The 25,198-nt window shown below is 68.8% G+C and carries 21 protein-coding genes and 3 tRNA genes; 15 read left to right on the top strand and 9 right to left on the bottom strand.

All coding sequences use genetic code 11. The annotated features are described in order from the left end of the window. Nucleotides 1-132 precede the first annotated feature (132 nt). The 7 genes from ACFWY9_RS18925 to ACFWY9_RS18895 all read left to right on the top strand — a co-directional run bounded on the left by ACFWY9_RS18925 (nucleotide 133) and on the right by ACFWY9_RS18895 (nucleotide 4,811). Nucleotides 133-205: transfer RNA gene (locus tag ACFWY9_RS18925), tRNA-Glu, on the top strand. A gap of 5 nt (nucleotides 206-210) precedes the next feature. After that, nucleotides 211-279, top strand: a tRNA-OTHER gene (locus ACFWY9_RS18920). Between the two features lie 2 nt (nucleotides 280-281). Beyond that, nucleotides 282-359: transfer RNA gene (locus tag ACFWY9_RS18915), tRNA-His, on the top strand. A 625-nt stretch (nucleotides 360-984) separates the two neighbouring features. Further along, nucleotides 985-2,160 carry an alcohol dehydrogenase catalytic domain-containing protein gene (locus ACFWY9_RS18910; protein ID WP_378324049.1) on the top strand — a complete coding sequence of 392 codons (1,176 nt, stop codon included), beginning with the start codon at nucleotides 985-987 and terminating at the stop codon, nucleotides 2,158-2,160. Then, entirely contained in the window at nucleotides 2,123-2,809 is a 687-nt protein-coding gene (locus tag ACFWY9_RS18905; RefSeq protein ID WP_378324048.1) for an O-methyltransferase, read from the top strand. The genes ACFWY9_RS18910 and ACFWY9_RS18905 overlap by 38 nt, the downstream gene beginning before the upstream one ends. Further along, nucleotides 2,806-3,975 carry a 4-hydroxybenzoate 3-monooxygenase gene (locus ACFWY9_RS18900; RefSeq protein ID WP_378339396.1) on the top strand — a complete coding sequence of 390 codons (1,170 nt, stop codon included), beginning with the start codon at nucleotides 2,806-2,808 and terminating at the stop codon, nucleotides 3,973-3,975. The genes ACFWY9_RS18905 and ACFWY9_RS18900 overlap by 4 nt, the downstream gene beginning before the upstream one ends. 470 nt (nucleotides 3,976-4,445) lie before the next feature. Then, entirely contained in the window at nucleotides 4,446-4,811 is a 366-nt protein-coding gene (locus ACFWY9_RS18895) for a hypothetical protein (RefSeq protein WP_378339395.1), read from the top strand. 26 nt (nucleotides 4,812-4,837) lie between these two features. On the opposite strand, the gene ACFWY9_RS18890 is transcribed toward ACFWY9_RS18895, so the two are convergent. The 7 genes from ACFWY9_RS18890 to ACFWY9_RS18860 form a co-directional block, all read right to left on the bottom strand. Next, nucleotides 4,838-6,148 (bottom strand): aminotransferase class V-fold PLP-dependent enzyme, encoded by a 1,311-nt coding sequence (locus tag ACFWY9_RS18890; RefSeq protein ID WP_378339393.1) that lies wholly within the window; start codon nucleotides 6,146-6,148, stop codon nucleotides 4,838-4,840. A 305-nt stretch (nucleotides 6,149-6,453) separates the two neighbouring features. Further along, nucleotides 6,454-7,020 carry a hypothetical protein gene (locus tag ACFWY9_RS18885; protein WP_378339392.1) on the bottom strand — a complete coding sequence of 189 codons (567 nt, stop codon included), beginning with the start codon at nucleotides 7,018-7,020 and terminating at the stop codon, nucleotides 6,454-6,456. 1,112 nt (nucleotides 7,021-8,132) lie between these two features. Next, nucleotides 8,133-10,478, bottom strand: a complete 2,346-nt coding sequence (locus ACFWY9_RS18880; RefSeq protein WP_378339391.1) for a hypothetical protein — start codon at nucleotides 10,476-10,478, stop codon at nucleotides 8,133-8,135. Nucleotides 10,479-10,805: 327 nt separating this feature from the next. Continuing rightward, a complete protein-coding gene (locus ACFWY9_RS18875) occupies nucleotides 10,806-12,020 on the bottom strand; it encodes an acyl-CoA dehydrogenase family protein (RefSeq protein ID WP_378324043.1) in 1,215 nt (404 codons plus the stop codon). Between the two features lie 30 nt (nucleotides 12,021-12,050). Then, a complete protein-coding gene (locus ACFWY9_RS18870) occupies nucleotides 12,051-12,542 on the bottom strand; it encodes a flavin reductase family protein (RefSeq protein ID WP_378339390.1) in 492 nt (163 codons plus the stop codon). Nucleotides 12,543-12,674: 132 nt separating this feature from the next. Next, on the bottom strand, nucleotides 12,675-13,991 hold the full coding sequence (locus ACFWY9_RS18865) for a PucR family transcriptional regulator (RefSeq protein ID WP_378324041.1): 1,317 nt from the start codon (nucleotides 13,989-13,991) through the stop codon (nucleotides 12,675-12,677). Beyond that, on the bottom strand, nucleotides 13,984-14,676 hold the full coding sequence (locus tag ACFWY9_RS18860; RefSeq protein WP_378339388.1) for a GntR family transcriptional regulator: 693 nt from the start codon (nucleotides 14,674-14,676) through the stop codon (nucleotides 13,984-13,986). Before ACFWY9_RS18860 ends, ACFWY9_RS18865 begins: the two co-directional genes overlap by 8 nt. Nucleotides 14,677-14,781: 105 nt before the next feature. Here ACFWY9_RS18860 and ACFWY9_RS18855 point away from each other — a divergent pair, with 105 nt between their 5' ends. The 6 genes from ACFWY9_RS18855 (at nucleotide 14,782) to ACFWY9_RS18830 (ending at nucleotide 21,396) form a co-directional block, all read left to right on the top strand. Then, on the top strand, nucleotides 14,782-16,188 hold the full coding sequence (locus ACFWY9_RS18855; RefSeq protein WP_378339387.1) for an amidohydrolase family protein: 1,407 nt from the start codon (nucleotides 14,782-14,784) through the stop codon (nucleotides 16,186-16,188). A 31-nt stretch (nucleotides 16,189-16,219) separates the two neighbouring features. After that, the gene (locus ACFWY9_RS18850) at nucleotides 16,220-17,077 is read left to right on the top strand and encodes a fumarylacetoacetate hydrolase family protein (protein ID WP_378324038.1); all 858 of its coding nucleotides are present in this window, start codon (nucleotides 16,220-16,222) and stop codon (nucleotides 17,075-17,077) included. A 1-nt stretch (nucleotide 17,078) separates the two neighbouring features. Further along, the gene (locus ACFWY9_RS18845) at nucleotides 17,079-18,002 is read left to right on the top strand and encodes a VOC family protein (protein WP_378324037.1); all 924 of its coding nucleotides are present in this window, start codon (nucleotides 17,079-17,081) and stop codon (nucleotides 18,000-18,002) included. 49 nt (nucleotides 18,003-18,051) lie between these two features. Continuing rightward, on the top strand, nucleotides 18,052-18,564 hold the full coding sequence (locus tag ACFWY9_RS18840) for an SRPBCC family protein (protein WP_378339386.1): 513 nt from the start codon (nucleotides 18,052-18,054) through the stop codon (nucleotides 18,562-18,564). A 70-nt stretch (nucleotides 18,565-18,634) separates the two neighbouring features. Next, on the top strand, nucleotides 18,635-20,023 hold the full coding sequence (locus tag ACFWY9_RS18835; protein ID WP_378339385.1) for an MFS transporter: 1,389 nt from the start codon (nucleotides 18,635-18,637) through the stop codon (nucleotides 20,021-20,023). A gap of 26 nt (nucleotides 20,024-20,049) precedes the next feature. Then, nucleotides 20,050-21,396: a carotenoid oxygenase family protein gene (locus tag ACFWY9_RS18830; RefSeq protein ID WP_378339384.1), complete on the top strand. Its 1,347-nt coding sequence runs from the start codon at nucleotides 20,050-20,052 to the stop codon at nucleotides 21,394-21,396. A gap of 39 nt (nucleotides 21,397-21,435) precedes the next feature. Here the strand turns inward: ACFWY9_RS18830 and ACFWY9_RS18825 are convergent, their stop codons facing one another. Continuing rightward, nucleotides 21,436-21,960 (bottom strand): DUF6790 family protein, encoded by a 525-nt coding sequence (locus ACFWY9_RS18825; RefSeq protein ID WP_378339383.1) that lies wholly within the window; start codon nucleotides 21,958-21,960, stop codon nucleotides 21,436-21,438. A gap of 56 nt (nucleotides 21,961-22,016) precedes the next feature. Between ACFWY9_RS18825 and ACFWY9_RS18820 the strand changes: the two genes are divergently transcribed. Next, nucleotides 22,017-22,436 (top strand): MarR family winged helix-turn-helix transcriptional regulator, encoded by a 420-nt coding sequence (locus tag ACFWY9_RS18820; protein ID WP_378339382.1) that lies wholly within the window; start codon nucleotides 22,017-22,019, stop codon nucleotides 22,434-22,436. Between the two features lie 15 nt (nucleotides 22,437-22,451). On the opposite strand, the gene ACFWY9_RS18815 is transcribed toward ACFWY9_RS18820, so the two are convergent. Next, nucleotides 22,452-23,573 (bottom strand): cytochrome P450, encoded by a 1,122-nt coding sequence (locus ACFWY9_RS18815; protein WP_378339381.1) that lies wholly within the window; start codon nucleotides 23,571-23,573, stop codon nucleotides 22,452-22,454. A gap of 413 nt (nucleotides 23,574-23,986) precedes the next feature. On the opposite strand from ACFWY9_RS18815, the gene ACFWY9_RS18810 reads away from it, so the two are divergent. Next, nucleotides 23,987-25,045, top strand: a complete 1,059-nt coding sequence (locus ACFWY9_RS18810) for a LacI family DNA-binding transcriptional regulator (RefSeq protein WP_378324030.1) — start codon at nucleotides 23,987-23,989, stop codon at nucleotides 25,043-25,045. The last annotated feature ends 153 nt before the right edge of the window (nucleotides 25,046-25,198 follow it).

Genomic DNA, 25,198 nt, shown 5'->3' with positions numbered 1-25,198 from the left:
GGCCGGGCGCCCCCCCTCTTTTTGGGTGATCCCCCCCCCCGGTCTCCCCTGGCGCGCCCCCCGCCGCCCCCCCGGGGGCGCGCGCCCCCCCCCTCCCGGAGGACCAGCGCAGGGGTGTGCTGGTCCTCCGATGGCGCGCTGGTCCAGCCGGCACGGATACCCGGTTCTCAGCCGGGAGACGCGGGTTCGACTCCCGTGCGCGCCACGGAACGTCCTGCAGCTCGCCGGCAGAGCACCGCCTTCGGGCGGGTCGCGCGGGTTCGACTCCCGCCAGGACGGCTGTGACCGAAGCCGAAGGAGACGAGGCCCCGGATTGTGGCTCCGGGAATCAGCCGGTGCGAGTCCGGTCGGTCACCCCACCCCCCGTCGCGGACCTCCCCGCGACGCGGACGCGCGCGGCTCGGCAGCCAGCCGGGACTCATGATCCTGGCCGACGTGGCTCGACACCACGGCGCGCGACGCCACCCGCTGAATCCGGCCCGTGTCATGACGGTCGTGGGACGACCTGCAAAGTCGTCAGACCGGGTTCGACTCCCGGATGGGCCTCGGCGACGAAGTCGGCTCCGCTGTGGCGGTGTCGCGAATGGGACATGGGGGACGTTCAACGTCGTCAATGTCCCATCCGCGACACACCACCGCGAGCCTGCCCCCACCAGCCACCGACACCACCCGACCACCTCGAGCAAACACCCCAGCGAAGCCACACTCCCGCCCCTTACTGGGAAAACCTCAATGGACTCGGTTCACTGTCCAAAAGTACCTTTCAGTGGCAGCCGTTGTGCGTTTTACGGTAAAGAATGCTGTTCCACTTTCCGCAGATCCGCGGCAAGCATGCGCCGGAACTGTCCCTTGTAGACTGCGGCGCATTACCCTATGCTGATGTCGAATAGTTGACGCCCCACGTTCTGGGCATCGTGATTACGAAGTTTTCCGGCACGTCACTCTCAGGAAAGCGAGTGCGATACCCATGAAACTTGCGCGATAATGGCGGTGACAGCCGATCAGCCGCGGCACGTCGAGGGCAGCCGGATGCGCGCGCTGGTGCTGAGCGCTCCGGAAAGCGCTTCCCCGCTTGGCCGCCTGGACATCGTGAGCCTGCCGATCCCCGTCCCGGGTCCCACGGAAGTGCTGGTGCGCGTCGGGCTGTGCGGCATCTGCGGCACCGACTTCGACGCGTGCCGGTTCCATCCCGACAACACACCCACGTTCGGCGGGCCTCTCGAACTGCCGGTGATACTCGGCCACGAGGCGTCGGGCGAGGTCGTCGGCACCGGTGAACTGGTGACCCGGGTCCGGCCGCACGACCTCGTGGCGCTGGAGAGCGTCCTCGCCTGCGGTACCTGTGACACCTGCCTGGGCGGCCGTCGCAACCAATGCGAGAACGCGGTGCTGGCCGGTCTGACCGCGCCGGGCGCGCTCGCCGAGTACGTCGTCGTGCCACAGACGGCCTGCCATCGGCTGAATCCGCTGTGCGACAACGGCTGGAGCCAGGAGGACACGCTCCTCGCCGGTGCTCTCCTGGAACCCCTGGGATGTGTCTACAACGCGTTGTTCGTCGAAGGCGGCGGAATCCGTCCCGGGGAGCGGGTGACGGTTCACGGGCTCGGGCCGCTCGGCCTGTTCGCGGGCCTGCTGGCCGGTATCGCGGGCGCGAGCCGCGTCGTCGGCCTGGATCCCCAAGCGGATCGGCGTGATCTCGCCGCGCGCCTCGGCTTCACCGCGTGTCTCGATCCCGCCGAACATCGGCTGGACAACCTGGACGCCGAGGTACACGTGGAGGCCTCGGGCGACCCCGCGTCGACACTGCCGCTCATCGAAGACCACCTCCGGCCCGGCGGGCGCGTCGTGCTGGTTTCCCGGACCGATGTGCCCGCGCTGGTCGATACGAACCCGTGGGTTTCGAACGCGGCGCGGCTGGTGGGTTCGAGAGGCCATTGCGGCGCGCTCTTCCCGTATCTGCTGAACCTGTTCGCCGCCGGGCGGCTCGATCCTCGCGCGCTGGTCGGGCAGGTGCTCGCGCTGGAGGACGTCCCCGGTCAGTTGTCCCGCGGTCTCACTCCGGCCGCCGGAAAAACCATCGTTCACGTGGATCAGCTCTCCGGGCTGTGGGAGGAGAACCGTCTTGCCCGTCTCGCCCAAGGCGATAGCGTGCACGCCTGAGCTTCACCAGTATCTGGTTCACCACGGCCGAGCGACCGACCCGCTGCTGGAAGAGCTGGCACAGGTCACCCGGGAAGCCGTTCCGCGGATGGCGCACATGACGCTGCCGTTGGAGGAAGCGACGCTGCTGACCTTCCTGGTCAACCTCACCGGTGCGCGCACGGTCGTCGAAGTCGGCATGTTCACCGGTTCGTCGACGATCGCGCTCGCCAGGGGTCTTCCGGCTCATGGCCGAGTGCTCACGTGTGAGATCGACCCCGGCTTTCTCGTCCTCAGCACCCCCTATCTCGAGCGGGCCGGCGTCGCGGACCGGGTCGACGTGCGCATCGGTCCAGCCTTGGCCACCCTGCGCTCGTTACCCCGCACCCCGCATCTCGACCTGGTGTTCATCGACGCCGACAAGCCCGGCTACATCGGCTACTGGGAGGAGCTGGTACCGCGGGTGCGACCGGGCGGTCTGCTGATCGTGGACAACAGTCTCTTCTCCGGTGAGGTGGTGAGTCCCGAGCCGGGGACGAAAGCCGCGGCGGTGCACGCGTTCAACGAGCACGCACGCGCGGACGAACGGGTGGAACTGGTGATGCTGAACGTCGCGGACGGCATCACCCTGGCCCGGCGCCTCGACGAGCAGGGTGGTCAAGAAGCGTGAGCGCCTTGGTCGCCGTGGTGGGGGCCGGCCCGTCCGGGCTGGTGCTGGCCAACATCCTGCACGACGCCGGGGTGCCGACGGTGGTGTTCGAACGAGCGAGCCGGGCGCATGTGGAACACCGGGCCAGGGCCGGGCTGATCGAGTACCGGACCGTCCAGACCCTGCGTGCGCATGGGCTGGCCGACGGGCTGTTGCGGTCGGGCACGACCCACGACAGCTGCGAGTTCCGGTTCGCGGGCGAGCGTTTCACCCTGGATTACGGCCGATTCACCGGTGAACGTGTCCATTACGTCTACCCGCAACAGTTCCTCGTCCGCGACCTGATCGACCGGTTGCTCCGCAACGGCGGGAAAATTCTCTTCGATACCCCGGTCACCGCGATATCGGAGCTCGGTTCCGGCCAGCCAGTGGTCGGATTCACCGACGAGACAGGTACCGAACGCGCATTGCCGGCGACGTTCGTCGCGGGTTGTGACGGCAGCCTCGGCGTCTGCCGCCGGATGGCGCCCGGCGTGGAACAGCGCACCGTCACCCATGACTACCGGGCCGGTCTGCTCGCCGTCCTGTCCGCGACGCCGCCGATCACCACCGATATGGTCTACGCGCTGCACCGAGATGGCTGCGCGATTCACGCCCTGCGCACTCCCGAAACGAGCCGGTTCTATCTGCAAGCCGATCCGGGAGACGACCTCACCGCATGGGACGACGAGCGGATCTGGGCCGAATTGCGCCGCCGATTCGCCGTCGCCGAAGGCCCGTTACCCGGCCCGGGACGCATCATCGAGAAGAACTTGTTCACGATGCGGTCCGCGGTGACGGAAGAACTACGGTATGGCGGCATGTTCCTGGTCGGCGACGCGGCGCACACCATTACTCCTTTCGGCGGCAAGGGAATGAATCTCGCCATCGCCGATGCCGCCGATCTCGCGAGGGCCGTCCTGCTCGCCATGCGAACCGGTGACGATCGCGGTCTGGCCGGATACAGCGCGGAAGTGAATCGGCGGGTGTGGGCGACTCAGGAGTTTTCGCACTCCATGATCGATCTGCTGTGCGCGACGGCTGGCGGGGATCCGGAATTTCATTATCGGCTCCAAGTGGCGCGACTGAAGAAGTGGCATTCTTCCTCGGCGAACGCCGCCGGTTTCGCCAGCGAGTACGCCGGCTGACGACGCGTCCGTCCTCTTCGCGTGCGGGCCGGATCAGCAGGGTTAGGAGCGCGCCGGGCCCCAGCGGCTCGGGCTACCTGGGTTCGGCACCCCACCGAGCCGCGGTCGACGAACTCAGACAGCTCGGCGGGTTCGGAAACGGCATCTTCCACCCGGACGCCGCCGACCAGACCGCTCGGGACGGGCACCAAACGGCTTCGGCGTGATCGTGCAGGCCGGCCAGGTTGTTAACCGGACCGTGACAGAAGGAACGTCAGCCGTAAAACGCGGTGCGGACACTGGAACATGTGATTGCCGCCCCGTCTCCTGGAGCCCGCAGTCGCCTGTGCGAAGCTGCCCGGCAGTACGTCATGCAAGGTTGGCAGGTTGCTCCGGGGCCGGCGTGTGACGGGTTGTCGTACCTCTCCGCCGGACGTCGCGTCCTGGGGTCGCCGGCTCCGTTGCGGGGCCTGGTCCAGGACCCGGGGGAAGTGGCGGAGTGGTGGTCGTCGCCGCGGATGATCCTGACGGCGCCAGGCCGGGTTTTCGACGTGCTGTGCATGCCGGTATCGCTCGCCGCGGCCGCGGCAGCTCGGCTGGCGAAGGATCAGCTGTGTCCAGTGATGTTCACGCCCCAGGGCGCGCGGGTATTCGTCGAATGCGGTGCCCGGCTGCGACCGGAGCTGGCTTCCCGGGTGAGGCTGTTGAGCCAATCGGTGTGGCTGCCGTTACCGCCAAGCAGGCTCGTGCCGGGTTCAGCGGTCTGGTGGGTGTCCCCCGCGGACACGGCCTATCGGGTGGGAAACGCGGAGACGTTTCAGGAAGCGGTCCTGGCGGCGATCTCCACCCGTTGGTGACGTACCTCTAGTCTCTTCAGCCCGCGTCAGCAACTGGGCAGCGCCGTCACCCCGGGCAGCCGGGACTGTCCTCGTAGCGTGGCGACGGCGTGCTCGATTTCGTCGTGGTTGTTGATGATGCCGGCGCCCATGCGAATGGTCTCTTCCTCGTAGGGGGAGGTGGCGGCTTTGATGCCGTGCGTTGCCAGTGCGGCCACGACCGTGGCGGCGGTGCGGCCCGGGATCTGGAAGCAGACGAGGCCGCTGGCCATGGCTGGGTCCGTCGGGGTGAGCAGCCGGATGCCGGGGGTGCCGGCCAGTTCGTGCCGCAGTCGGGTGTTGAGTTCCCGGATGCGGGCGGCGATGGCGGATCGTCCGATCCGCTGGTGGAATCGGACTGTGTCCGTCAGCGCGAAGATGTTGGCGTAGTCGGTGAAGCCGCCGGGGGCCACGAAGGAAGCCCGGGTGGCGGGCAGGGGACGGTCGCCAAGCCAGCAGGTATGGAGAGTGGTGTCGATTTCGAAGGAGGGGATCGTGGGCGCGATCTGCCGCCATGCCTGTGCTCGTCCGTGCACGACGCCGGTGCCGGCCGGGCCGAGGAACCACTTGTGGGCACCGGCGATGAAGAAGTCACTGCCCAGCCGGGCGGTCTCGTGGTCTTCCGCGCCGAAGCCCTGGACGCCGTCGACGATGAGGAGGCAGCGGCTGGCTTCGTCGCGGTCGCGGTTGGCATCGGCGACGAGGGCGGCGATCTCCGGTAGCGGGAGTTTGACGCCGGTGCGGGAGCTGACCCAGGTGAGGCCGAGGCAGCGGGTGCGCGGCGTGAGCGCGGCGCGGACGCGATCGAGGATCTCTTCCCGGGTCGTGTGTGCGGGGTCGTGGTACAGGCTGCAGCGGCGTACGGCCGCCCTGTTCTTCTCCGCCGCGCGGTGCACCGCTTGATGAAGGGAATAGTGGGCGTCGGGGGTGATCACCATCTCGGCGTCGGCGGGGATGGACAGGCCGTTGTAGATCAGCGCCAGTCCGGTGGTGGTGCTGGGGACGAAGGCCACCTCCTCGGCAGGCGCGCCCAGGTAGCCGGCTATAGCGGTCTTCGCCTGGAAGTAGGGGCTGTCGGAGGCGATTCCGGAGCCCAGCTCGGCCAGATCGCCGAGCAGGAACGACTCCAGCAGGTGCGGATCGAAGTCCAGCAGGGCCCGCCAGTGGTCGGCCGCGGCACGGACGGATGTCGGCGGGGAGGCGAGGAAGAAGTTCGCCAGGTGTAGCCGGGACGGGTCGAGGCGGAACTCGCGGCGAAGTGCTCGCCATGTCGTTTCTTCCAGGCCTTCGGAGCGGTGGGCTTGTGCGACTGCGGACACGAGTGGTCACCCCAAGGATTACGATGGAATCCATGTGAATGGGCCAGCAAACCGGATCCACTGTGAAATCCGATGGAACCCCTGGATTCTACTTGACATCGACTACGATTTTTTTCTGGACACTTCGTGTCCGTCTGACGCAACGATCTCTCCGCTGCCGATGAGAACATGCGGAAGCGGTGAACTGCTCAACTGTTCAATACGCCGACGAAATGGGCAGGTATCGAATATTGGCGCGGTCGCCGACACGCCCTCACGTCCACGCCACAGACCCTGTCCGTTCTGACGATAACCCGTATCGCCCGCTAGGTCCCGGTACTTCCCGCCGAATACGTATTTCCGGCCGCGGAGCGGGTGAGCATGTCGTACTTGGGTGCGACATGCCGGGCTTCGAATCCGGCCTTCTCGACCAAGGCGAACGTCATCCACCCTTCACCTACCACGCTGTGCGCGTCCCGGACCGTGACGTCCCACCTGCTGCGCAGTCCCGCGGCCTCCGCGCAGCGGACGGTGGTCTCGATCTCGGCGCCGATGGCGATCGGGCCCCGATGGTTCAAGCGCTGTCCGCTACCCACCGAGCAGTACCCCCGCGGCATGGTTTCCAGCAGCACGGCCATGCAGTACTGCTCGCACAGTCTGATCAATACGTACGAGGCGACCACTGGAGGTTTGTCGGTCCATTCAGGACCGGGACCGCCCAGGCGCACACAATCGCCGGGCTGGGTAACGTAACGGACGCTGCGCGTTTCCCCGATCCGAACAGGGTCGCCAGAGCCGGACACACTCCGGCCATCGACGATCCTGGGCCGCGCGGCAGGCGCGCACCCGCCGACCGCCGACCGGCCAAGAGCCGCACCGTCGAACGAAGGCATCCCGAATCACCGGCCTTCCGCGGCGGCGGCCACGGGGCCGGCGGACAACGGGCCGGCACCCAGGAGTGTCCCCACCTCCGCCACATCCGACAGACAATCCCTGACAACATCTACTTCGACACCTGCTACGGCAGCGATTTCGTCAATGTCCGTACCGCGCGAAGAATCCAATAGTTCTCGCGCAACAGAAATAATATAGTCATGCATCAGCTAATTCTCCTCAGGCGCGACCGCTTCAGGCGGACATTTTCAGTGGCAGGAAACGAAAGCTTTCATGCCCACATCCGAGAATGTGTGATTGGAGTAGCGGATACAGACATCTCGCCACTGAGAATTCCGCGTCACCCCCACGAAGGAGCTTCCCGCCGACCAGCGCAACGGTACACACCCGAAGCTGACCACTTCAAGTGCCCAGTTGATCACCCTTTCACAGTTTCACACATGCCCTACGCCCGTTAACGCATGCGTCATGCGCGCGCCTTGTACCGACCCCGGATTATTGCCCAGAAACAGCAAGGAACAGGAAAACACTAATCGCGCTACAAATACGATAGGGCCACTAATTGTCAAAACAGCGGGGAAGATAGTTGACGATACGTGGACGATCGGGCAGATCGCCGGTTCTTCGGCCGGCCACCCGGTTCAAGGTGAGGGTGTCGAGCCGGCCGCACCCCGCTGGCTCTCCTGCCCACCGATCGCCTGGTGGTGTCCGGCTTCCACCGGTATGTGCGCGGGCCCGATGCATGTCGGGCTCCTGGCTGCGGTCATCGGCCAGGACCTGTTGTCCGGCAACCCCAAGTCAGCAGCTTGGTTCGGCTTGGCCTCGGTGGGCGTGAGACGAGTCAACGGGGCCCCTGCGGGAGCCGGTCGATCTTTCGCGTCGCGGTCGCAATCGCCCGGACACATACGGCGCGAGCGTGCCCTCGCCAGTGATCGTGCTGTCCACTGTGGTCATTCGTTCCCGCCTGGCGGCGCGGTTGTCGCCGGTGAGCGCGACGCTGCGACAAGCCAGCGGCCGGCACTCGATTCTCGCTTACGTGAGATCCATGGCCTGAACGCCGCACGCTGCTCGAAGCGGCGTGCGGCGTTCGTTCCCGATGTCGAAGCGGCGCTCAGCTCGCCGCCGGTTGGTTGTGCACGGTGATGTGCGCGAAGTTCCGGTCGAGCACCGCGTTCGCCGGGGCGGCGACCAAGACCCTGTAGGCCCTGTCCGCCGGGGGCGGGTTGGTCGTTCCGGCGGCCACCGGGACGACCACGGTGGCGCTGGTCCGCCCTGGCGGGATCTCCACGCGCCATGCCGCGGCGGCGATCTGCGCACCGGACTGTGTCTGCACGTTCGCTACCACCGGGACCCGGCTCGGCCGGGACAGCGTGAGCCGAACCGTGGCGGTCGTGGCGGTCGTGGCGGTCGTGCCGACGTCGACCGTCGTGTCCTCGATCGAGATCCGGGGCAGCGCACTCGGACCGCCCGCGCCCGCCGCCGCGGTCTGGAACGCCAGATCGGACAGGAACACCCCGCCGGACGGCGTCGCGGTCGACAGCACCACGCTCCGGAGATCGTGCACGTCGACCTGCGTCAGGTCCGATATCGGCCAGCGCACCGATTCCAGCCAGGTCTTGGGCAGGAAGGTGCCGGCACCGGGCAGCGGGGTCATCGCCCCGGACAGCGCGGACAGTGTCGTCGACTGCGACCGGCCGGCCCCGTCTGTCACGGTGAGCCTCAGATCGGCGGACGGGCTGATGTCATCGATCGCGGCCCGGATCGTCAGCGCCGCGTAACGCGAAACGTCGTGCTCCGCCACGGCGGCCGTCATCGCTCCCGCTCCGGTCCAGCTCAGGTGCAGCATCGGGGACGCCGTCACGTGGCTCGCGAAGCCGTCCGGCGCGAACGACGGGAACTTGTTGGTAAAGGTGGACTCCGTACACGAGGGCAGGCCACTCTGCGGTGATCGGCCGGCCATGCTCGCGCAGTACGCACCCGTCACCGAGCCGGTGAACCGCACGTCGCGTGCCTGCCCCTGCAGCGGTGCCACGTCGAGCCGATCGGAAGCGGGCGATTGGCTCTCCTGCAGGACCGTGGCGGCGCCGACGGTGACGGCGCTGCCGCTGTTTCCGGCGAACATCGGCAGGAACGCGTTTTCCCGGCCGAGCACCAGCCGGAAGAAGCCGGCGATGTAGGACGCGCCGACTTGGTGCTGCTGCGCGGCGGTGAGGCGGCTCGTGGTCGGTGCGTTGAGACCACACGTGGGGTCATTCTCGTCTTGCCAGTCGTCGCCCTCCGGTGCCGCCGCGTCCCCTGGTGTCCACTGGGTGTTGAAGAAGTTGTGATTCGCGCCCATCACCAATAGCGAGGCCCGCAGGACGTTGTCCGGGCCGGCGTAGCGGGTGTCCTCGTAGTAGTGCTGGCCCTCCTGGTCGGACACGTCACCGTCGCAATACGGCAGCACCACGGCCATCGGCACGTCCGGCAGCGTTTCCCGGTCGAAGTCGGTCGGTGCGAGCGGCAGCACGGCCCTGATGCCGTAGGGATGCGGCAGCGCTGCGTTCATCAGCGCCGCCTTCACCACACCCGCACCGCCACGCGAATGCCCCATCAGGCCGACGTTGTCCAGGTCAAGTTTGCCCCGCAGCGACGGGCTCAAGCCGGGTGCGCGGCCGCGGTTCGCCTTGGCCAGCAGGTCCAGGTGGTCGAGCACGAGCTGACCGCGGGCCGACGTGCCGAAGTCCTCGCCGTTCTGGTTGTCCTGCGCGTTGACGCCGTTGGCGCTGATCGACACCACGACATAGCCGTGGCTCGCCAGCACTTCGGCAGCTTGGTCGAAGCCGTGGTAACTGGGGATCGAGGCGAACCCGGTGGGGCACGGCCAGTCCACCTCGTCCATCTTGCCAGTGCTCGCGTCATAGCAGGGCACGTAGCGGCCGTGCAGGAAGATCGCGACGGGTCGCTTGCCGGGCGCGTCCGGCACCCACACGGCGGCCCGTTCCTCCACGGGCTTGCCGGGCAGCCCCGGCAACGTCAGGGCGGTGTCACCGAAGTCGTAGTCGGCGCGAGTGCTGTGGTACCGACCGGTGGTTGTCGGGTCGGGCGTCGGCTTGCCGGGTGCCGGCATCGTGCCGCGCCGCGTGGTTCGTGGTGCGCTGCCGCCGACAGCGCCGTTCCACGCCAGCTGCACAGTGCTCGGGTGGGCGGCAGCGGGGTCGGCGGTGACGACGGTCAGCGTCCTGCGGTCCGGCGACTCGTGTGCCACGCCGACCGATTTGCCGTTCACCGCGATCTCCGGTGCCGCGGCACGGGTATCGAGCTGCCGGGGAAGGTGCAGGGTGATCTGGTAGCCGGCACCTTCCCGTACCACCGACCACGAGGTGCCGTCCGGCTCGGACGGAGACGCGGCTGCCGGTGTCGTGCTCACCATCGTGACGGCTGCTGCCGCGGCGACGGCGGCCTGGAGTGATCTCACCCATCGGTGCATTCGTCCTCCATGTCGAGGTGTTCTCGTTCGGTGCGGAGAGGCCGGTGTGCACCAGGAAGTCACGCCGGACCGCGGCGAGTCCTTCACCTGATCATCTTGATATGGCCCCTCGGCACACCATGTCCGAGAGAACTGTCTGCCCGACGATCCCCTTTTCAGGCACGAAAGTACTTTCCCGGGGTGGTGCTGCGAGGTCGTGCGGGAGGCGGCCCTCGACCGGCCTGTGAAATGGGCTTTCTCCTGTGCCTGGTGCACCGCCGAGTTCGTCCGCGGCGGTGCACCAGGCGGATTCGCTCCGGGGTGTGGGAGCGGTGCTCAGACGAATTCGGTCACGGTGCCGCGGATGCCGAAGAGGGACTTGCCGTAGATGTCCGAGGCGACATCGGCGCGCAGCGCCGCGTGCCGGCTCCCGGTCTCGCTGTCGCGCCAGATCCGTTGCAGCGGGTTCGATTCGCCGAAGCTCGAGGCGCCCTGCGCGGAACACACCAGGCGGATCGCCTCCCGCGCGTGGTCCGCGGCGACCCCGGCGTCCATCCGGATCCGGGCCCGGACGTCGTAGTCCGGCTGGATCCCGTGGTGCGCGGCCTCGTCGATGTCCGCCGCCGCGCGGTAGGCGTGCAGCTGGGCGGAGTCGGCCAGGGACGCGGCCTGTGCGGCGGCCTGCTGGATGATCGGGGCTTCGGCCTGGATGGCGTAGAACGTCTGGGTCAGCGACCGCTGTGGCGCCTTCTCCCGCAGGATTTCGACGGCGGCCTCGGCAAGTCCCAGCTGGGGCCCCGCCAGCACGAGCGCGGCCGCCGGCACGAACGCCGACCGGTAGAGCGCTTCCTCGGTGTAGGGGGTGGCGTAGTGACCTTCGACCGCGTCCGGCGTGGAGTGGAAGCGGTGGGCGGGAACGAAGATGTCCTTGCCGGCCAGCGTGTTCGAGGCGGTCCCCCGCATCCCGCTGACAAACCAGGTGTCCTCGACGGTCAGCTCCGACATCGGCACGAGCACCAGCCCGGTGGCGTCGGTGGTGCCGTCCGCGTCCGGCCGCTTCACTCCGAGCATCGCCCAGTCCGCGTGGGCGCTGCCGGAAGCAGGCGCCCAGCGCCCGCTGACAAGGTATCCGCCGTCGGCTGCCTCCGCGGTCCCGGAGGGGGTGATGACGCCGGCGACGTGGGACTGCGGAGTGCCGGCCCAGACGTCGTCCTGTGCCTGGGCGGGAAAGAGCCCGACGAACCAGGAGTTGATGTTGAGCAGCGTGGTGACCCAGGAGGTCGAGCCGCAGGCCCTGCCGACCTCGCGGCTGACTTCCAGCAGCGTGCGGAAGTCGGTCTGCAGGCCACCGTAGCGAGCGGGCCGCAGCAGAGAGAGCAGGCCGCTCCCGGCCAGCGCGGCGACACTCTCCGTGGGCACGTTGCGCTCGCGGTCGGTCCGGTCGGCGTTCCCGGCGATCAGCGGCCGCAGTTTGGCGGCGCGCTCGACGAGGTCGGCGCGCAGCTCGCGGGCTTCGTCGGTGACGTGCGGCGCGTCCAGGGCGATGCTCATTGTCATCTCTCTTTCGGGCGGTGATACGGGTCAGCTGGCGAGGGCGTGGGCGGAATGCGTGCCGAAGACCCGGCGCGCGTAGATCAGGGGAGCGGTCGTGGTCGACTCGGCTTCTTCGACCCGCACGACGAGCAGGACGTGGTCGCCGCCGTCGACATGGCGCTCCACGTGACCGGCGGTCCAGCCCGCGGACTCGGGCAGGTACGGCAGCCCGCCGCGTGGCCGCCAGTCGACCCCGGCGAACTTCGCGCACGGCCCGCGGTTGCGGTGCGCGAAGGCGGACGCGATGTCCCGCTGGTCGGCGCCGAGGATGTTCGCCCCGACTCGCGCGCCGGGCCGCAGGTACTTCAGCAGCCCGGAGGTGCGGGCGAGGGCGAAGGTCATCAGCGGCGGGTCGTTCGACAGCGAGGTGAGGCTGGAAACGGTGCTGCCGTAAGGACCCTCGCCGGTCATCGTGGTCACCACGGTGACCGGCGAGCACAGTGCGCTCACCAGGTCGGTGAAGGTATCTCGGTCGATCATCGCCAGGCCTTCCGGTCGCAGGGCGCCGGAAGTGCTCCGGCATCACCCATGAGACCGTGGGGAAGGCGGGTGCCTCTTGGTCCGCGAGCGCAAGATCGCGCCGCGAGGTTGCGCTCGGCTGCCTTGCCGCGCTCAGCGCAGGACCGCGTCGCCCAGCTCGTCGGCAAGCTCCAAGGCGGTCCGCAATGCGAGCGGGCGTTCGTCCACCGCGCGTTCGAGTACTTCTTGTGCCCGCCGTACGCGATAGGTGACGGTGCCGCGCGCGATGTGCAGGCGCTGGGCCACGGTCACCAAGCTGCGCTCGGCGTCGAGGTAGTGCCGCAGGGTCGTGCGGAGGATCGCCATCGTCTCGGTGCGTTCGGCCAGCGCGCCGAGTTCGCGGCGCACGAGTTCGCCGGCGGCGGTCAGATCGGCGGTCAGCAGCGCCGCGACGGCGACGTCGGCGTATGCGGTCGACTCGCGTGGCCGTTGTCCGGCCTCGCGGCGCAGGTGTTCGAATCGTTCCGTCCGGCCGGCTTCGGCGTGCGAGCGGCGGAAACCGTCGACGCCGTTGGCGGGAAGGCCGATGCCCACGTGCAGTCCGTGCTGTGGCTGGAGGCCGGGCGCCAGCGCGCGGGCGTCCGCCGAACCGGCCATCGGCGCGCGTACGGCGCCCCACGCCCACACCTGGCCGGGCGCCATCGGCACCACCAGCGTCGCGGTCGCACCGTGTGAGCGCAGCATCTCGGTCGCGGCCGTCTGCAGCGCGGGGTTCGCGGTGGGCGAGTCCGACCACAGGACGACGGCCACGTGCGTACGGTCGAGGTCGTACCCGAGAGTGCGGGAAGCCTGCTCGGTGTCCGCGGGCGGACTGTCGGAAAGCAGTGCGCGCACGGCACCGGCGCGCGCGGCGGCCGTGCTGACGCTCCACGCGGCGTGTTCCGTGAGGTATTCCCGGATCATCGCGTCGGTGAGCTTGTCGATGCGGCCGAACAGTTCCTGCGTGACCGCCGTGAGTTCTTCGATCACCGCGGACGGATCGAGGAGTTCGGCACAGGCACGGTGGAACGCCTCGGTCGTCAGCGCGTGCGCGATGCGCAGCCCGCGCAACACCTGCTCGAGCGGGATGGCCCGGTGGACGTACTCACGCATCCCCTCCGCCGTGGGCTCGCTGATCGGCGGGCGCTCCCCGGACGGCCCGGCGAGCGCGGCCAGCACCTGCACGGCGGACGCCTCGGTGCCGCGGCGGAGCCGTTCGCGGGCCCCGGCGCCGCCACCGAGGGACGGCACCTCCTTGAGGATCCGCGCCGCGACCTCGCTGCCCAGCTCGACGGCCCAGCGCACCGGATCCTCCCCCACGAGTGCGATGGTCTCCTCGATGATCGGCCACGGGCACGCCGCCTGCGCGAAGTCGACCGCACCATGCGGGCTCAGCTTCTTGACCCAGGCCCTGGCTCCGGCTTCACTCACCCGATTGGTTGGGTTGATCGGGCGCACAGCTGATCAGCAGCTGGGCGGTGTGGGTGATGTGGTCACGCAGCAGGTTTTGCGCGTGGTCGGCGTCGCGCGCGAGAACGGCGTCGAGTAGTGCTCGATGCTCGGCGGCGACGTCGCGGCCGGGTTCGTTGCCGAGGGATACCGACCACTGCCGGTACAGTTCGGCCTCCTGCCGCAACGCACGGGCCGCGTCGAGCAGCCGCTGGTTGCGGCATCCGGCGAGCAGTGCGTGATGGAAGGCCGCGTGTGCCTGTGACCACTCGTCGGACAGGTGGTCCGGGTCGGCCGGGTCGCGGTACGGCGCGCGTTCCAGAAAGTGGTGCGCGGCAACGGCATCGGCCTCCCAGCGGGTGTCGCCTTCCCGCACCGACAGCCCCAGCACCAGGGATTCGATCTCCGCCCGCGCCTGTGTCAGCTCGGCAAGGTCCTGATGGGACAGCGGCCGGACCAGGTAGCCCTGACGCGGCCTTGCCACCACCAGCCCTTCGGCGACCAGTCTCGTCAGCGCCTCGCGGGTGGCGCCGACGCTCACTTGGTAGCGGTCGGCCAGGTCCGGGAACTTGAGCCGGTCGCCCGGCACCAGCCGACCGGCGAGGATGTCGGCGCGTAACGCCTGGTGGATGCCGTCGGTGCGGGTCGCTCCGCCGCTCTTGGTCATGCCTTCCATCCTAGCACTTTACGAATCCCGCTTGAACTTTCGAAAGTTTGGGTCTAGTTTCGAATTCAAGCCCCCTGGGACCCCGACCCGCACCAGGAGTCATCGATGCCCGCGAACACCCTTCGACGTCCGACCGTGCTCCGTGGCGGGACGGTCCTCACCATGGATTCCGGCCGCACCGTTCTCGAAGGCCACGACGTTCTCGTGGTCGACGGCCGGATCGCCGCCATCGGTGTCGATCTCGTCGTTCCCGACGGCGCCGAGGAGATCGACGCCCGCGGCGGGATCGTGATGCCGGGGATGGTCGACACCCACCGGCACATGTGGCAGACCACGACGCGCGGATACGGCGCCGACTGGACGCTCACGCAGTACTTCGTGTGGTACTACCTGAACTGGGGCAAGAAGTTCCGGCCGGAGGACATCCACGCCGGGAACCTCCTCGGCGCGCTGGAGGCGCTCGACGCCGGGGTCACCACCTGCGTGGACTGGTCCCACGGCCTGCAGACGATCGACCACGCCGACGCCGCGGTCGACGCGCTCGCCTCGGTGCCGGGCAGGTTCGTGCTGGCCTACGGCAACATCCAGGACGCGCCCGCGAACTGGACCGGCACACCGGAGTTCCGCAAGTTCTTCGACCGCCGGTCCGGCGATCTCGAAGGCTTCCAGATCGCCTTCGACGTCACCGGCGATCCGGGCTTTCCCGAACAGCCCGCGTTCGAGGTCGCCCGGGACCTCGACCTGGCGGTGACCACGCACGCCGGAATCCGGGGCGCGAGTGGCGACGACGCCCTGCGGCTGATCCACGAGCACGGCTACAGCGAGGCCAGGACGGTGTATGTGCACGCCTCGACGTTCTCCGCGGACTCCTACGCCCGCATCGCGGCGACCGGCGGATCGGTGTCGGTGGCCGCGGAAAGCGAGCAGAACGCCGGACAGGGCTATCCCGCGACGGCCGCCCTGCGCGCCCACGGCATCCCGGTGTCGCTGTCGCCGGACAGCTGCGTGCTCGGCAGCGGTGACCTGTTCTCCGCCATGCGCACGACGCTGGGTGCCGATCGCGCCTACGAGCACCTGCAGGCGCACGCTCGCGACGAGACCATCACCCATGTCTCCCTGCGCGCCGACCAGGTCGTCGAGTGGGCCACCCGCGGTGGAGCGCGAGCGCTCGGGCGGGACAGCGAGATCGGTAGCGTCGAGGTCGGCAAGAAGGCGGACCTCGTGCTCGTCCGCAACGACGACTCGCCGGCGATGACGCCGCTGCTGAACCCGCACGGGCACGTCGTCCTGCACGCTCAGCGCGCCGACGTCGACACGGTCCTGGTCGACGGCCGGATCGTGAAGCGCGATCACCGCCTGGTCGGTGTCGACCTGGCCGGCGCCCGCCGCGCGGTCGAGGCAACCGTCGACTATCTGCGCGCCGAACTCGGCGAGCAGGCCTGGCGCGAGGGCATGAACCCGGAGATCCCCAACACCAAGGTCCTCGACAACCCCTACACCTACACCTACTGATGGTCGGCCGAATCCCGGAAAGGCAAAAACAATGAAACTGGCCAATGTGGACGGACGCGCGGTCCTGCTGACCGCCGACGACACCGGAATCGACGTCGAAACGGCGTCGGGCGGCAAGTTCGGCCCCGGTCTCGCGTCCGTGTACGAGAACTGGGACGGGTTCCAGGCCTGGGCGCAGCAGCCGCCCGCCGAACCCGGCGTCGTCTTCACCCGCGCGCAGCTGGGCCCGCCCTCCCCTGCCCCGCGGCAGATCATCGCGATCGGCCTGAACTACGACGCCCACGCCGCCGAGTCCGGTTTCGAAGCACCGGACGGGCTTCCCCCGACGTTCACCAAGTTCGTTTCCGCGCTGACCGGTCCCGACGCGGAAGTCGTGCTGCCCACCGGCGGCGACGTGGACTGGGAGGTGGAACTCGTCGCCGTCATCGGCCGGACCGCCACCCGCGTCACGGAATCCGACGCATGGGACCACGTCGCCGGGGTGACGATCGGGCAGGATCTGTCCGAACGCATCTCGCAACTGGCCGGTCCGGCCCCGCAGTTCAGCCTGGGCAAGTCGTTCCCGAACTTCGCGCCGGTCGGGCCGTGGCTGGTCACACCGGACGAGCTGGCGAACCGGGACGACCTGGCGCTCGGCTGCGCGGTCGACGGCGAGACCGTGCAGAACGGCCACACTCGTGAGCTGATCTTCCCGGTCGCCAGGCTGATTTCCGCGCTGTCGCGCACTATCACCCTGTACCCAGGCGATCTCCTCTTCACCGGAACCCCGGCGGGCGTGGGCGTGGGCCGCACGCCGAAGCGGTTCCTGCGGCCCGGCGAGCAGCTCGTCAGCTGGATCGAAGGCATCGGGGAGATGCGCCAGACATTCGTGACCGCACAGGAGGACTGACATGGGCATGCACCGCCTCACCCGGGTCACGATGGGGGTCCCGAACGTCGCGGACACCATCGCCTACTACGCCGATTTCGGGCTCACCCACCTCGGCGACGGGGCCTTCACCACCCTCGAAGGCGGCGAGCAGCTACATGTCCGGCACGCCCCCACCCGCCGGTTGCTCGAACTCGGGGTGGGCGTCGACGACCTCGACGACCTCGCGCGGACCGCGTCACGGCTGAACCGCCTCGGCCTGGCGGGCGGCGCGGACGGCACCGCGGTCACCGCGATCGAGCCGGTTTCCGGCTTCACCGTCCGCGTCGAAATCGCGCCGCGGATCGTGCAGCAGCCCGTCCCGGCCACTCCGTACAACGGGCCCGGCCGCATCGAACGGTTCGGCCGCGCGCCCGGAGTGCTGCGCGAGGACCCGATCCGGCCCAAGAAGCTCGGCCACTGCGTGGTGGGCACGACCGATCTCGAAGCCACCATGCGGTTCTTCACCGACGGACTCGGCTTCAAGGTCAGCGACTACATCGGCGACAAAGGCGCCTTCATGCGCTGCTCGGTCGATCACCACAACGTGCTGGCACTCGCCGCACCGGTGAACTTCCTGCACCACACGTCCTGGCAGGTCGACGACATCGACGACGTCGGGCGAGGCGCGAAAGCGATGCTGGCAGGCAACCCCGACCGGCACGTCTGGGGCCTCGGGCGGCACCACGCGGGGTCCAACTTCTTCTGGTACCTCAAGGATCCCGCGGGAAACTTCAGCGAGTACTACGCCGACATGGACTGTATCCCCGAAGACGAGATCTGGACCCCGGAAGTCTTCGAAGGCGCGCAAGGCCTGTTCAGCTGGGGCCCGCCCCCGCCACCGTCGTTCCTGGAACCGGACGACCTCGCCGCGCTGATGACCGGGCAGCACGCCCCCTCCCAGTGACCGCGGCCGACCGCTTTTCCCAGTCCCACCATCGAAACAAGGAGAGATCATGACAACCGCCCTGTACGTGCCCCAGATCCCGGACAACCTGAACATCCGGTTCGTCGAAAACCGCATCGTCATCAACCGCCCCGCACAGGACGTGTACGACTGGGTGACCACCTGGTCGAACCTGCCGAAATGGCTGCCGATGGCCCTCGGCACCGAAGTACGACGCGGCAAAGAGAACGTCCCCGCCGAGATGGGCGACGAACTGCTCGAAACCATCCAGCCGGAACTGAACGAGAAGCCGAAGCTCTACACCGTGGTGGCGCGGGTCCCCGGCAAACTGTGGACGGTGGTCGGCCGGGACGTGTACGACGACGGCACCCTGGCCCCGATGCACGCGATCGCCACCTTCACCACCTTCGACCTCGGCGACGGAACAACCCTGTTCTGCCGCCTGTTCGAGCGGCTGATCCCGGACACCGAGCCGCCCGGCCCGCACCCGGTCGAAGACCCCGCCCTCATCCAGCCCGGCCTGGAACTGATCAAGGCACACGTCGAGGGCACGGCCGAATAGCTCATCGCGCGGCGCTCCAGGGCAGCCGACCGAGGTCCGGCCCGTGCGCGGGCCTTTTCAGGAGACGAAAGTGGCTGATCAATCACACACCACAGCCGGGTCGCTCACCTCGGATCACCGGCACGCGGGCCGCCAGGGGCTCGCGCTCGCCGCGCTGGCCGCGGCCCAGTTCATGGTCGTGCTGGATTCGTCGATCGTGAACGTCGCGCTGCCGTCCATCCGCGCCGGTCTCGGCCTCGGTCCGGCCGAGCTGTCCTGGGTGGTGGACGGCTACCTCGTCGCGTTCGGCGGTTTGCTGTTGCTGGGCGGCCGGCTCGCCGACGTGTTCCGTCGCCGCGGGGTGTTCGTCGCGGGTCTCGCCGTGTTCGTCGCGGCATCGGCCGCATGTGCGCTCGCTCCGACCGGGCCGGTCCTGATCGGCGCGCGGCTGGCGCAGGGAGCCGGCGGGGCGGTCATGGCACCGGCGGCGCTGTCCATCGTGATGGCCTTGTTTCCCGACGGCGCCGGGCGCGCCAGGGCGATGGGCATCTGGGGCGGAGTGTCCGGTGCGGGCGGCATCGCGGGCGTCCTCCTCGGCGGCGTGCTGAGCCAGACCCTGGGCTGGCCGTGGATCTTCCTGATCAACGCACCGATGGGACTGCTGGTCGCCGCGGTGGTGCTGTGGACGGTGCGCCCGTTCCCTGCCGCGGGCGGCACGTTCGACATCGGTGGCGCGGCCACCGTCACGCTCGCCATGGCGAGCATCGCCTACGGTCTGGTCAGCGGTGCACATGCCGGCTGGACGGCCGGCGTCACCCTCGGCGCGCTCGTCCTCGGCGTGATCGCGTTGGCCGCTTTCCTCTCCGTCGAGCGGCGCGTCGCCCGGCCGCTCGTGCCGCTGCGGGTGTTCACCCGCGCTCCGCTGGTCGCGGCCAACGCGATCATGACACTGCTCGGCGCCGTCAGCGTCGGCATGTTCTACTTCCTGCCCCAGTACCAGCAGATCGTGCTGGGCATGAGCCCGGTGGCGACCAGCGTCACCCAGGTACCGATCGCGGCGGCGATCACCGCCGGCGGGCTGCTCGCGCCCAGGATCGCCGCGGTCGTGGGCTCCCGCACCGCGCTCGCCGGCGGCCTCGTGTCCTTGACCGTCGGGCTCGCATGGCTGGCACTGGGGCCAGGCCCCGCCTATGCCGCGCTGGTGGGGCCGTTCCTGTTGATCGGCGCGGGAATCGGGGTCGGTCTCGTGTACGTCACCACCCTCGCCGTAGCCGATTCCGTTCCCGGCGAAGCCGGACTCGTCAGCGGCCTGGTCAACACCACGCGCCAGATGGGCGGTGCGCTCGGTCTGGCGACACTGGTCGCCGTCGCGACCGGCACCGGTCCCGTTCCGCACTTCGCCACCGCCTTCGCCACCGCGGCCGGACTCGCCGGCCTGGCGTTGCTGCTGTCGTGGGCACCGGCCCTTCGCAAGCACTGAAACCGTTGCAGGAAAAGGAAATCATCATGACGACCAAGCCCTACCTGACCGGGCACTACACCCCTGTCCCCGACGAGACCACCGCGGTGGATCTGCCGGTCACCGGCGCATTGCCGCCGGAACTGAACGGTGAATACGTCCGCAACGGCCACAACCCGAAGCCCGGCATCACCCCCAGCCACTGGTTCAAGGGTTCCGGCATGCTGCACGGCGTCCACCTGGCGAACGGGCGCGCCCAGTGGTATCGCAACCGCTGGGTCAGAACCCCGGCTCTCGACGGTGCACCGCTCGTGCGCGAAGACGGCAGCATCGATCTCACCGCCAGCGTCGCGGGCACCCACATCATCGAGCACGGCGGCCGGCTCCTCGCGCTCCAAGAAGCCAACCTGCCCTACGAGGTCACGCCCGAACTCGACACTGTCGGCCCGTTCGACTTCCACGGCAAGCTCACCTCGGCGATGACCGCGCACCCGAAGCAGGACCCGGCGACGGGCGAGTTGCACTTCTTCAGCTATTCGCCGTTCCCGCCGCACCTGACCTACTACGTCGCCTCGCCCGAGGGCCACATCACGCGCAGCCACGTGGTCGACGGCAGCGGCCCGAGCCTGATGCACGACTTCGCCATCACCGCGACCAAAGCCGTTTTCCTCGACCTGCCAGTCGTTTTCGACCCCGAGGAGACCTCGGGCATCCCCTACCGCTGGCATGACGACTACCCGGCCCGCATCGGTGTCCTCGACCGCGTCGGTGCCCCGCACGTGACCTGGATCCCGGTCAGCCAGCGCGCCCTGCTGCACGTCACCAACGCCTACGACACGCCGGACGGCAAGATCGTCCTCGAAGGACCCGCCTACGACCAGGCGTCCTGGGCGACCTCGTGGAAGTGGTGGATCGGCGCGCCCGGCTATCCGACCACCCCGGTCAGCGGGGCGATCGCGACCCGGTGGCTGCTGGACCCGGCGACCGGGACCGCGACCGAACAGGAACTCGACGACCTGGTGACGGACTTCCCCAGCATCAACGACGACCGCACCGGCCTGCCCTCCGCGATCAGCTACTCGGTCGCCTTCCCAGGAGCGGGGCTCGACGAATTCGCCATCGTCAAACTGAACACGACCACCGGCGAGCGGCACCTGCACCGGCCGGGGCCCGGCCGGCATGCCGGCGAAGCCGTCTTCGTCCCCGCCGCGGGCGCCACCGGCGAGGACGACGGCTACCTGCTGACGATCGTCAGCGACCTGCGCGCCAACGCATCCCAGCTGCTCGTCCTCGACGCACACGACCTGAGCACCACCGCCACGGTCGACCTGCCCCGGCGCGTGCCCAGCGGAATCCACGGCTCATGGATCCCGGACACGCACCTCACCTCGTGATCACCACACCGACGCACCCAGGACCGGCTCCCCCGGGTGTCAGGCGGCGATCTCGACGGTCGGCTGGGGCGTGGCCGCCAGTCGCCGGGACCGCACCGCCAGAATGATCATCACGGCCGGGATCAGGATGTCGGTGATCAGGACCCCGCCGGTGTTGCCGGGGGCGTGGTCACCGCCCGCGAACCACTGGTAGACATGACCGACCACGGCTCCCCACAGGAACATCCCGGCACCGAGCCCGATGGTGATCCGCTCACGCGCGGATGCCGAAGCGGCGCGGAATCCCAGGACGGCCAGCCCGAGGTTGGCGAAGGCGATCTCGAACAGGAACGGCGTCCGGGGGAAGCCGATCGCGGTGGCCATCACGTCCGGGACGGCGAGGAACGCGACCGTCATCCACAGACTGCCGATCCCCATCGCGCCGATGGCCCACCAGCGCTGCCAGATCTCCAGCCGTTCCCGGGCCGAGGCGGCGTGACGGGCCCGCACGGCGGCGCCGATGGCCGGGATCAGGATCCAGACCACGGGGAAGGCTGACTGGGCGAGGTAAGAGAAAGTGTCCATACCCTCAGTCTTACCTTGTTAACATTAACGTGTCAACACTCTGCTACGCTGACACCATGGACGACGGACTCGCAGACCTGCTGCACCGGGTCGTCATGCTGCTGGGCGAAGCGACCCGGCGACGCACCGACGACCGAGACGGCCTGACCTACAGCCAGATACGACTGCTGGGCACACTCGAAGACATCGAACCGGCGACACAACACCGCCTCGCACAGGCACTGTCGGTATCCGACCCCGCGATCAGCCGGGCACTACGACCACTCGAAGCAGACGGCCTCGTACACATCACCATCGACCCCGACCACGCACGACGACGACTGGTCCGCCTCACCAACACCGGCCGAAAAGCCTTCCACAGCGCCGGAAAACCGCTCCACGACGAATTCCGCACCGCACTCATCGCGGCCGGCTTCCCCTACGAACGCTACCTGCAAGACACCCTCCGGCTGGCCGAAATCCTCGAGCCCGACTGAGAACGCCTTCGACGGCTACCCGGCGGGCAGCACCTCGTCCCAGGCGACCGGCAGCGCGACCGGCCCGAGCACGACGGTGTCCTTTTTGAACTGGATCTCCTCGAACGGCACGGCCAGCCGCAGCGAGGGGATCCGGCGTGGCAGCGTAGCCAGCACGGTGGACAGCTCCAGCCGGGCGATGTGCTGTCCGGGACACTGGTGCGAACCGTGGCCGAAACCGAGATGCGCGGCACGCGTCCTCGTGACGTCCAGCCGCTCCGGCTCGGGGAACCGGTCCGGATCGTGATCGGCTGCCTGGATCGCGACGACGACGTAGTCGCCCGCCGCGATGCGGGTGCCCGCGAGTTCGGTGTCCACAGTGGCCACTCGCATCAGGCCATTGCCCGTGCTCAGCAAGCGAACGAGTTCCTCCGCGGCGTTCGGGGCGAGCGCCGGGTGGTCGCGGAGGATCGCGAGCTGGTCCGGGTCGCGCAGCAACGCCAGCATGCCGTAGGTGATCATGCCCGCCGTGGTGTCGTAACCGGCGGCCAGCAGGCTCGCCGCCACCTTCGTCAGTTCGAGCTGGGTGAGCGGCTGATCCGCCGCCCGTGCCCTGGCGGCCATCACGCTGATCACGTCCTCGCCGGGCTCCTGAACGCGGCGGGCCACCAGTTCGGCCAGGTAGGCGTACAGAGGGACATTCGCCGCCGCCAGCTCGTCGGCTTCGACGTGCCCGTCGAACAGCGCCCTGGCGGCGTTGCGGAACAACACCCTGTCCCCGGGCGGGACATCGAGTAACTCCGCGATCACCGACGAGGTGAGCGGTGTGGCGAACCTGGCGTGCAGGTCGACAGGGCCGGTCTCCCCCGCCAGCTCGTCCAGCAGGTCGTCGGTGATGCGCTGAACCAGCGGCCGGAACAGCTCGGTGCGTTTCACCGTGGTGATCGCGGGCGCGATCACCCGGCGGAAACGCAGGTGATCCGCGCTGTCCATCCGGTTGAAGTCGCCCTCCTCGACACCGGCGTCCGGGGGCTGGTTCAGCAGTACGTGACCGGCCTGGCCGGAGCGCGCGCTGAACCGCTCCTGGTCACCCAGCACCTCCCGGACATCGGCGTAACGGGTGACCAGCCAGGCTTCGATCCCGGTCGGGCACGCCACCTTCGTTACCGGTGCGTCGCGCCGAAGGCCGGAGATTTCGGGCGCGGGCCCGAAAGGACACTCCCGCTCTCGGGGCGACGGCAGCGGAATGACATCGATCGTGGAGGACAATGACCGCTCCTTACCGCGGCGGTAACCAACAAACGCGACCGTAGGCAGGCCCTATCACGGAATCGTCACGACGACGCACCCGTGCCCAAGCGGGCAGTAATCGTTGTCCGGCCGGATCCGCGCGGGCTTTCGGTTAGCCGACGGTTAACCGTATAACCTACCCTGAGGAGCGACCCGTCGACGCCGAGCGACGGCCGGGGGAGCTTCGATCGTCCACGACGCAGCATATCCGCAGCGACAAGGACGCGACGAAACGTAGCCGAAGTGGAAGTGGGAGGCCGTCCTTGGTAACCATGCGAGATGTGGCGGAAGCCGTCGGAGTCTCGCACGCGGCCGTCTCGTACGCCTACAACCGGCCTGACAAGCTTTCCCAGCAGCAACGGTCACGCATCCTCGCGGCAGCCGCGGAACTGGGATATCCGGGACCGAATCCCACCGGCCGGAGCCTGCGCACGGGCAAGGTCGGCGCGCTGGGGCTGATCCTGACCGATTCGCTGCCCTACGCGTTCGAAGACCCCGGGGTGGCGCTGCTGATGCGCGGCATCGCGGAAGTGGGTGAACTGGCCCAGATCGCCTTGACCCTGCTGCCCGCGCCTCTGGAGGCGATACCCGCCGCCGCGAGCCTCGACGCGTTGCTGCGTGGCGTGGTCGACGGCTTCATGGTGTACGCGATGCCGGATCGCCATCCCGTGCTCGACAGTGTCCTGCGCCGCCGGCTGCCGGTGGTGACCATCGACGGTCCCGCGCTCGAGGGACATTCCCGGGTCGGCATCGACGACCGTGGCGCGGCCCGCGAGGCGGCCCGGCATCTGCTGGCGCTCGGCCACCGCGACGTGGCCGTGCTGGTCAGCCGCCTGAGCCCGGACGGCCGTTCGGGGGCGGCGTCCCACTCGCGGATCGCCCATGCCCGTGACCGGGTCATGAAAGCGCGGGTCAAGGGCTACCGCGACGCCTTCGCCGAGGCCGGGGTCGGCGTGCTCCCGGTCGTCGAGGCCGGTGGGTTCAGCGCGGCACAGTCCCGCGCGGGCGCCGAAATGCTGCTCGACACCCGTTCGGTGACGGCGGTGCTGGCCGCGACCGACGTGCTGGCACTGGCCCTGCTCGACGCGGCGGCCGGCCGCGGCCTGCGCGTTCCCGAAGACCTGGCCGTGATCGGGTTCGACGATCTGCCCGCCGCGGCGGCCGCGGGGCTGACCACGGTCCGGCAGCCCATGACGCAGAAGGGACAGGAGGCGGCCCGCCTGCTGTTGAACAACATCAACGGGACGCCGGGAACACACCTCGTCACGCTGCCCACCGAACTGGTGGTGCGCGGCAGCACAGGCGAGCCGACGACCGGATCGACGGCTTCGCCGCGCTGAACCCCCGCGCACCGGCCACACCCAGGCGCCGGGCCTCCGGCGCGAACGAGCCAGATCTCACATCCCGGCCTCGCGTCCGAGCGGGTAAGCTCGACGCCATCATTCTAGTTACACGGTTAACCTGGTGACAGCGAGAACGTACCGATGACCACT

The organism is Amycolatopsis sp. NPDC059027 (genome assembly GCF_042739735.1).
Classification (GTDB): Bacteria; Actinomycetota; Actinomycetes; order Mycobacteriales; family Pseudonocardiaceae; genus Amycolatopsis.
This window is presented reverse-complemented; position numbering and strand designations above follow the sequence as displayed.

Coding starts and splice junctions, on each gene's coding strand:
- ACFWY9_RS18910 (WP_378324049.1), top strand. CDS start 985: ATGGCGGTGACAGCCGATCAGCCGCGGCACGTCGAGGGCAGCCGGATG.
- ACFWY9_RS18845 (WP_378324037.1), top strand. CDS start 17,079: ATGGGCATGCACCGCCTCACCCGGGTCACGATGGGGGTCCCGAACGTC.
- ACFWY9_RS18850 (WP_378324038.1), top strand. CDS start 16,220: ATGAAACTGGCCAATGTGGACGGACGCGCGGTCCTGCTGACCGCCGAC.
- ACFWY9_RS18825 (WP_378339383.1), bottom strand. CDS start 21,960: ATGGACACTTTCTCTTACCTCGCCCAGTCAGCCTTCCCCGTGGTCTGG.
- ACFWY9_RS18830 (WP_378339384.1), top strand. CDS start 20,050: ATGACGACCAAGCCCTACCTGACCGGGCACTACACCCCTGTCCCCGAC.
- ACFWY9_RS18875 (WP_378324043.1), bottom strand. CDS start 12,020: ATGAGCATCGCCCTGGACGCGCCGCACGTCACCGACGAAGCCCGCGAG.
- ACFWY9_RS18885 (WP_378339392.1), bottom strand. CDS start 7,020: ATGCCTTCGTTCGACGGTGCGGCTCTTGGCCGGTCGGCGGTCGGCGGG.
- ACFWY9_RS18860 (WP_378339388.1), bottom strand. CDS start 14,676: ATGACCAAGAGCGGCGGAGCGACCCGCACCGACGGCATCCACCAGGCG.
- ACFWY9_RS18870 (WP_378339390.1), bottom strand. CDS start 12,542: ATGATCGACCGAGATACCTTCACCGACCTGGTGAGCGCACTGTGCTCG.
- ACFWY9_RS18840 (WP_378339386.1), top strand. CDS start 18,052: ATGACAACCGCCCTGTACGTGCCCCAGATCCCGGACAACCTGAACATC.
- ACFWY9_RS18820 (WP_378339382.1), top strand. CDS start 22,017: ATGGACGACGGACTCGCAGACCTGCTGCACCGGGTCGTCATGCTGCTG.
- ACFWY9_RS18855 (WP_378339387.1), top strand. CDS start 14,782: ATGCCCGCGAACACCCTTCGACGTCCGACCGTGCTCCGTGGCGGGACG.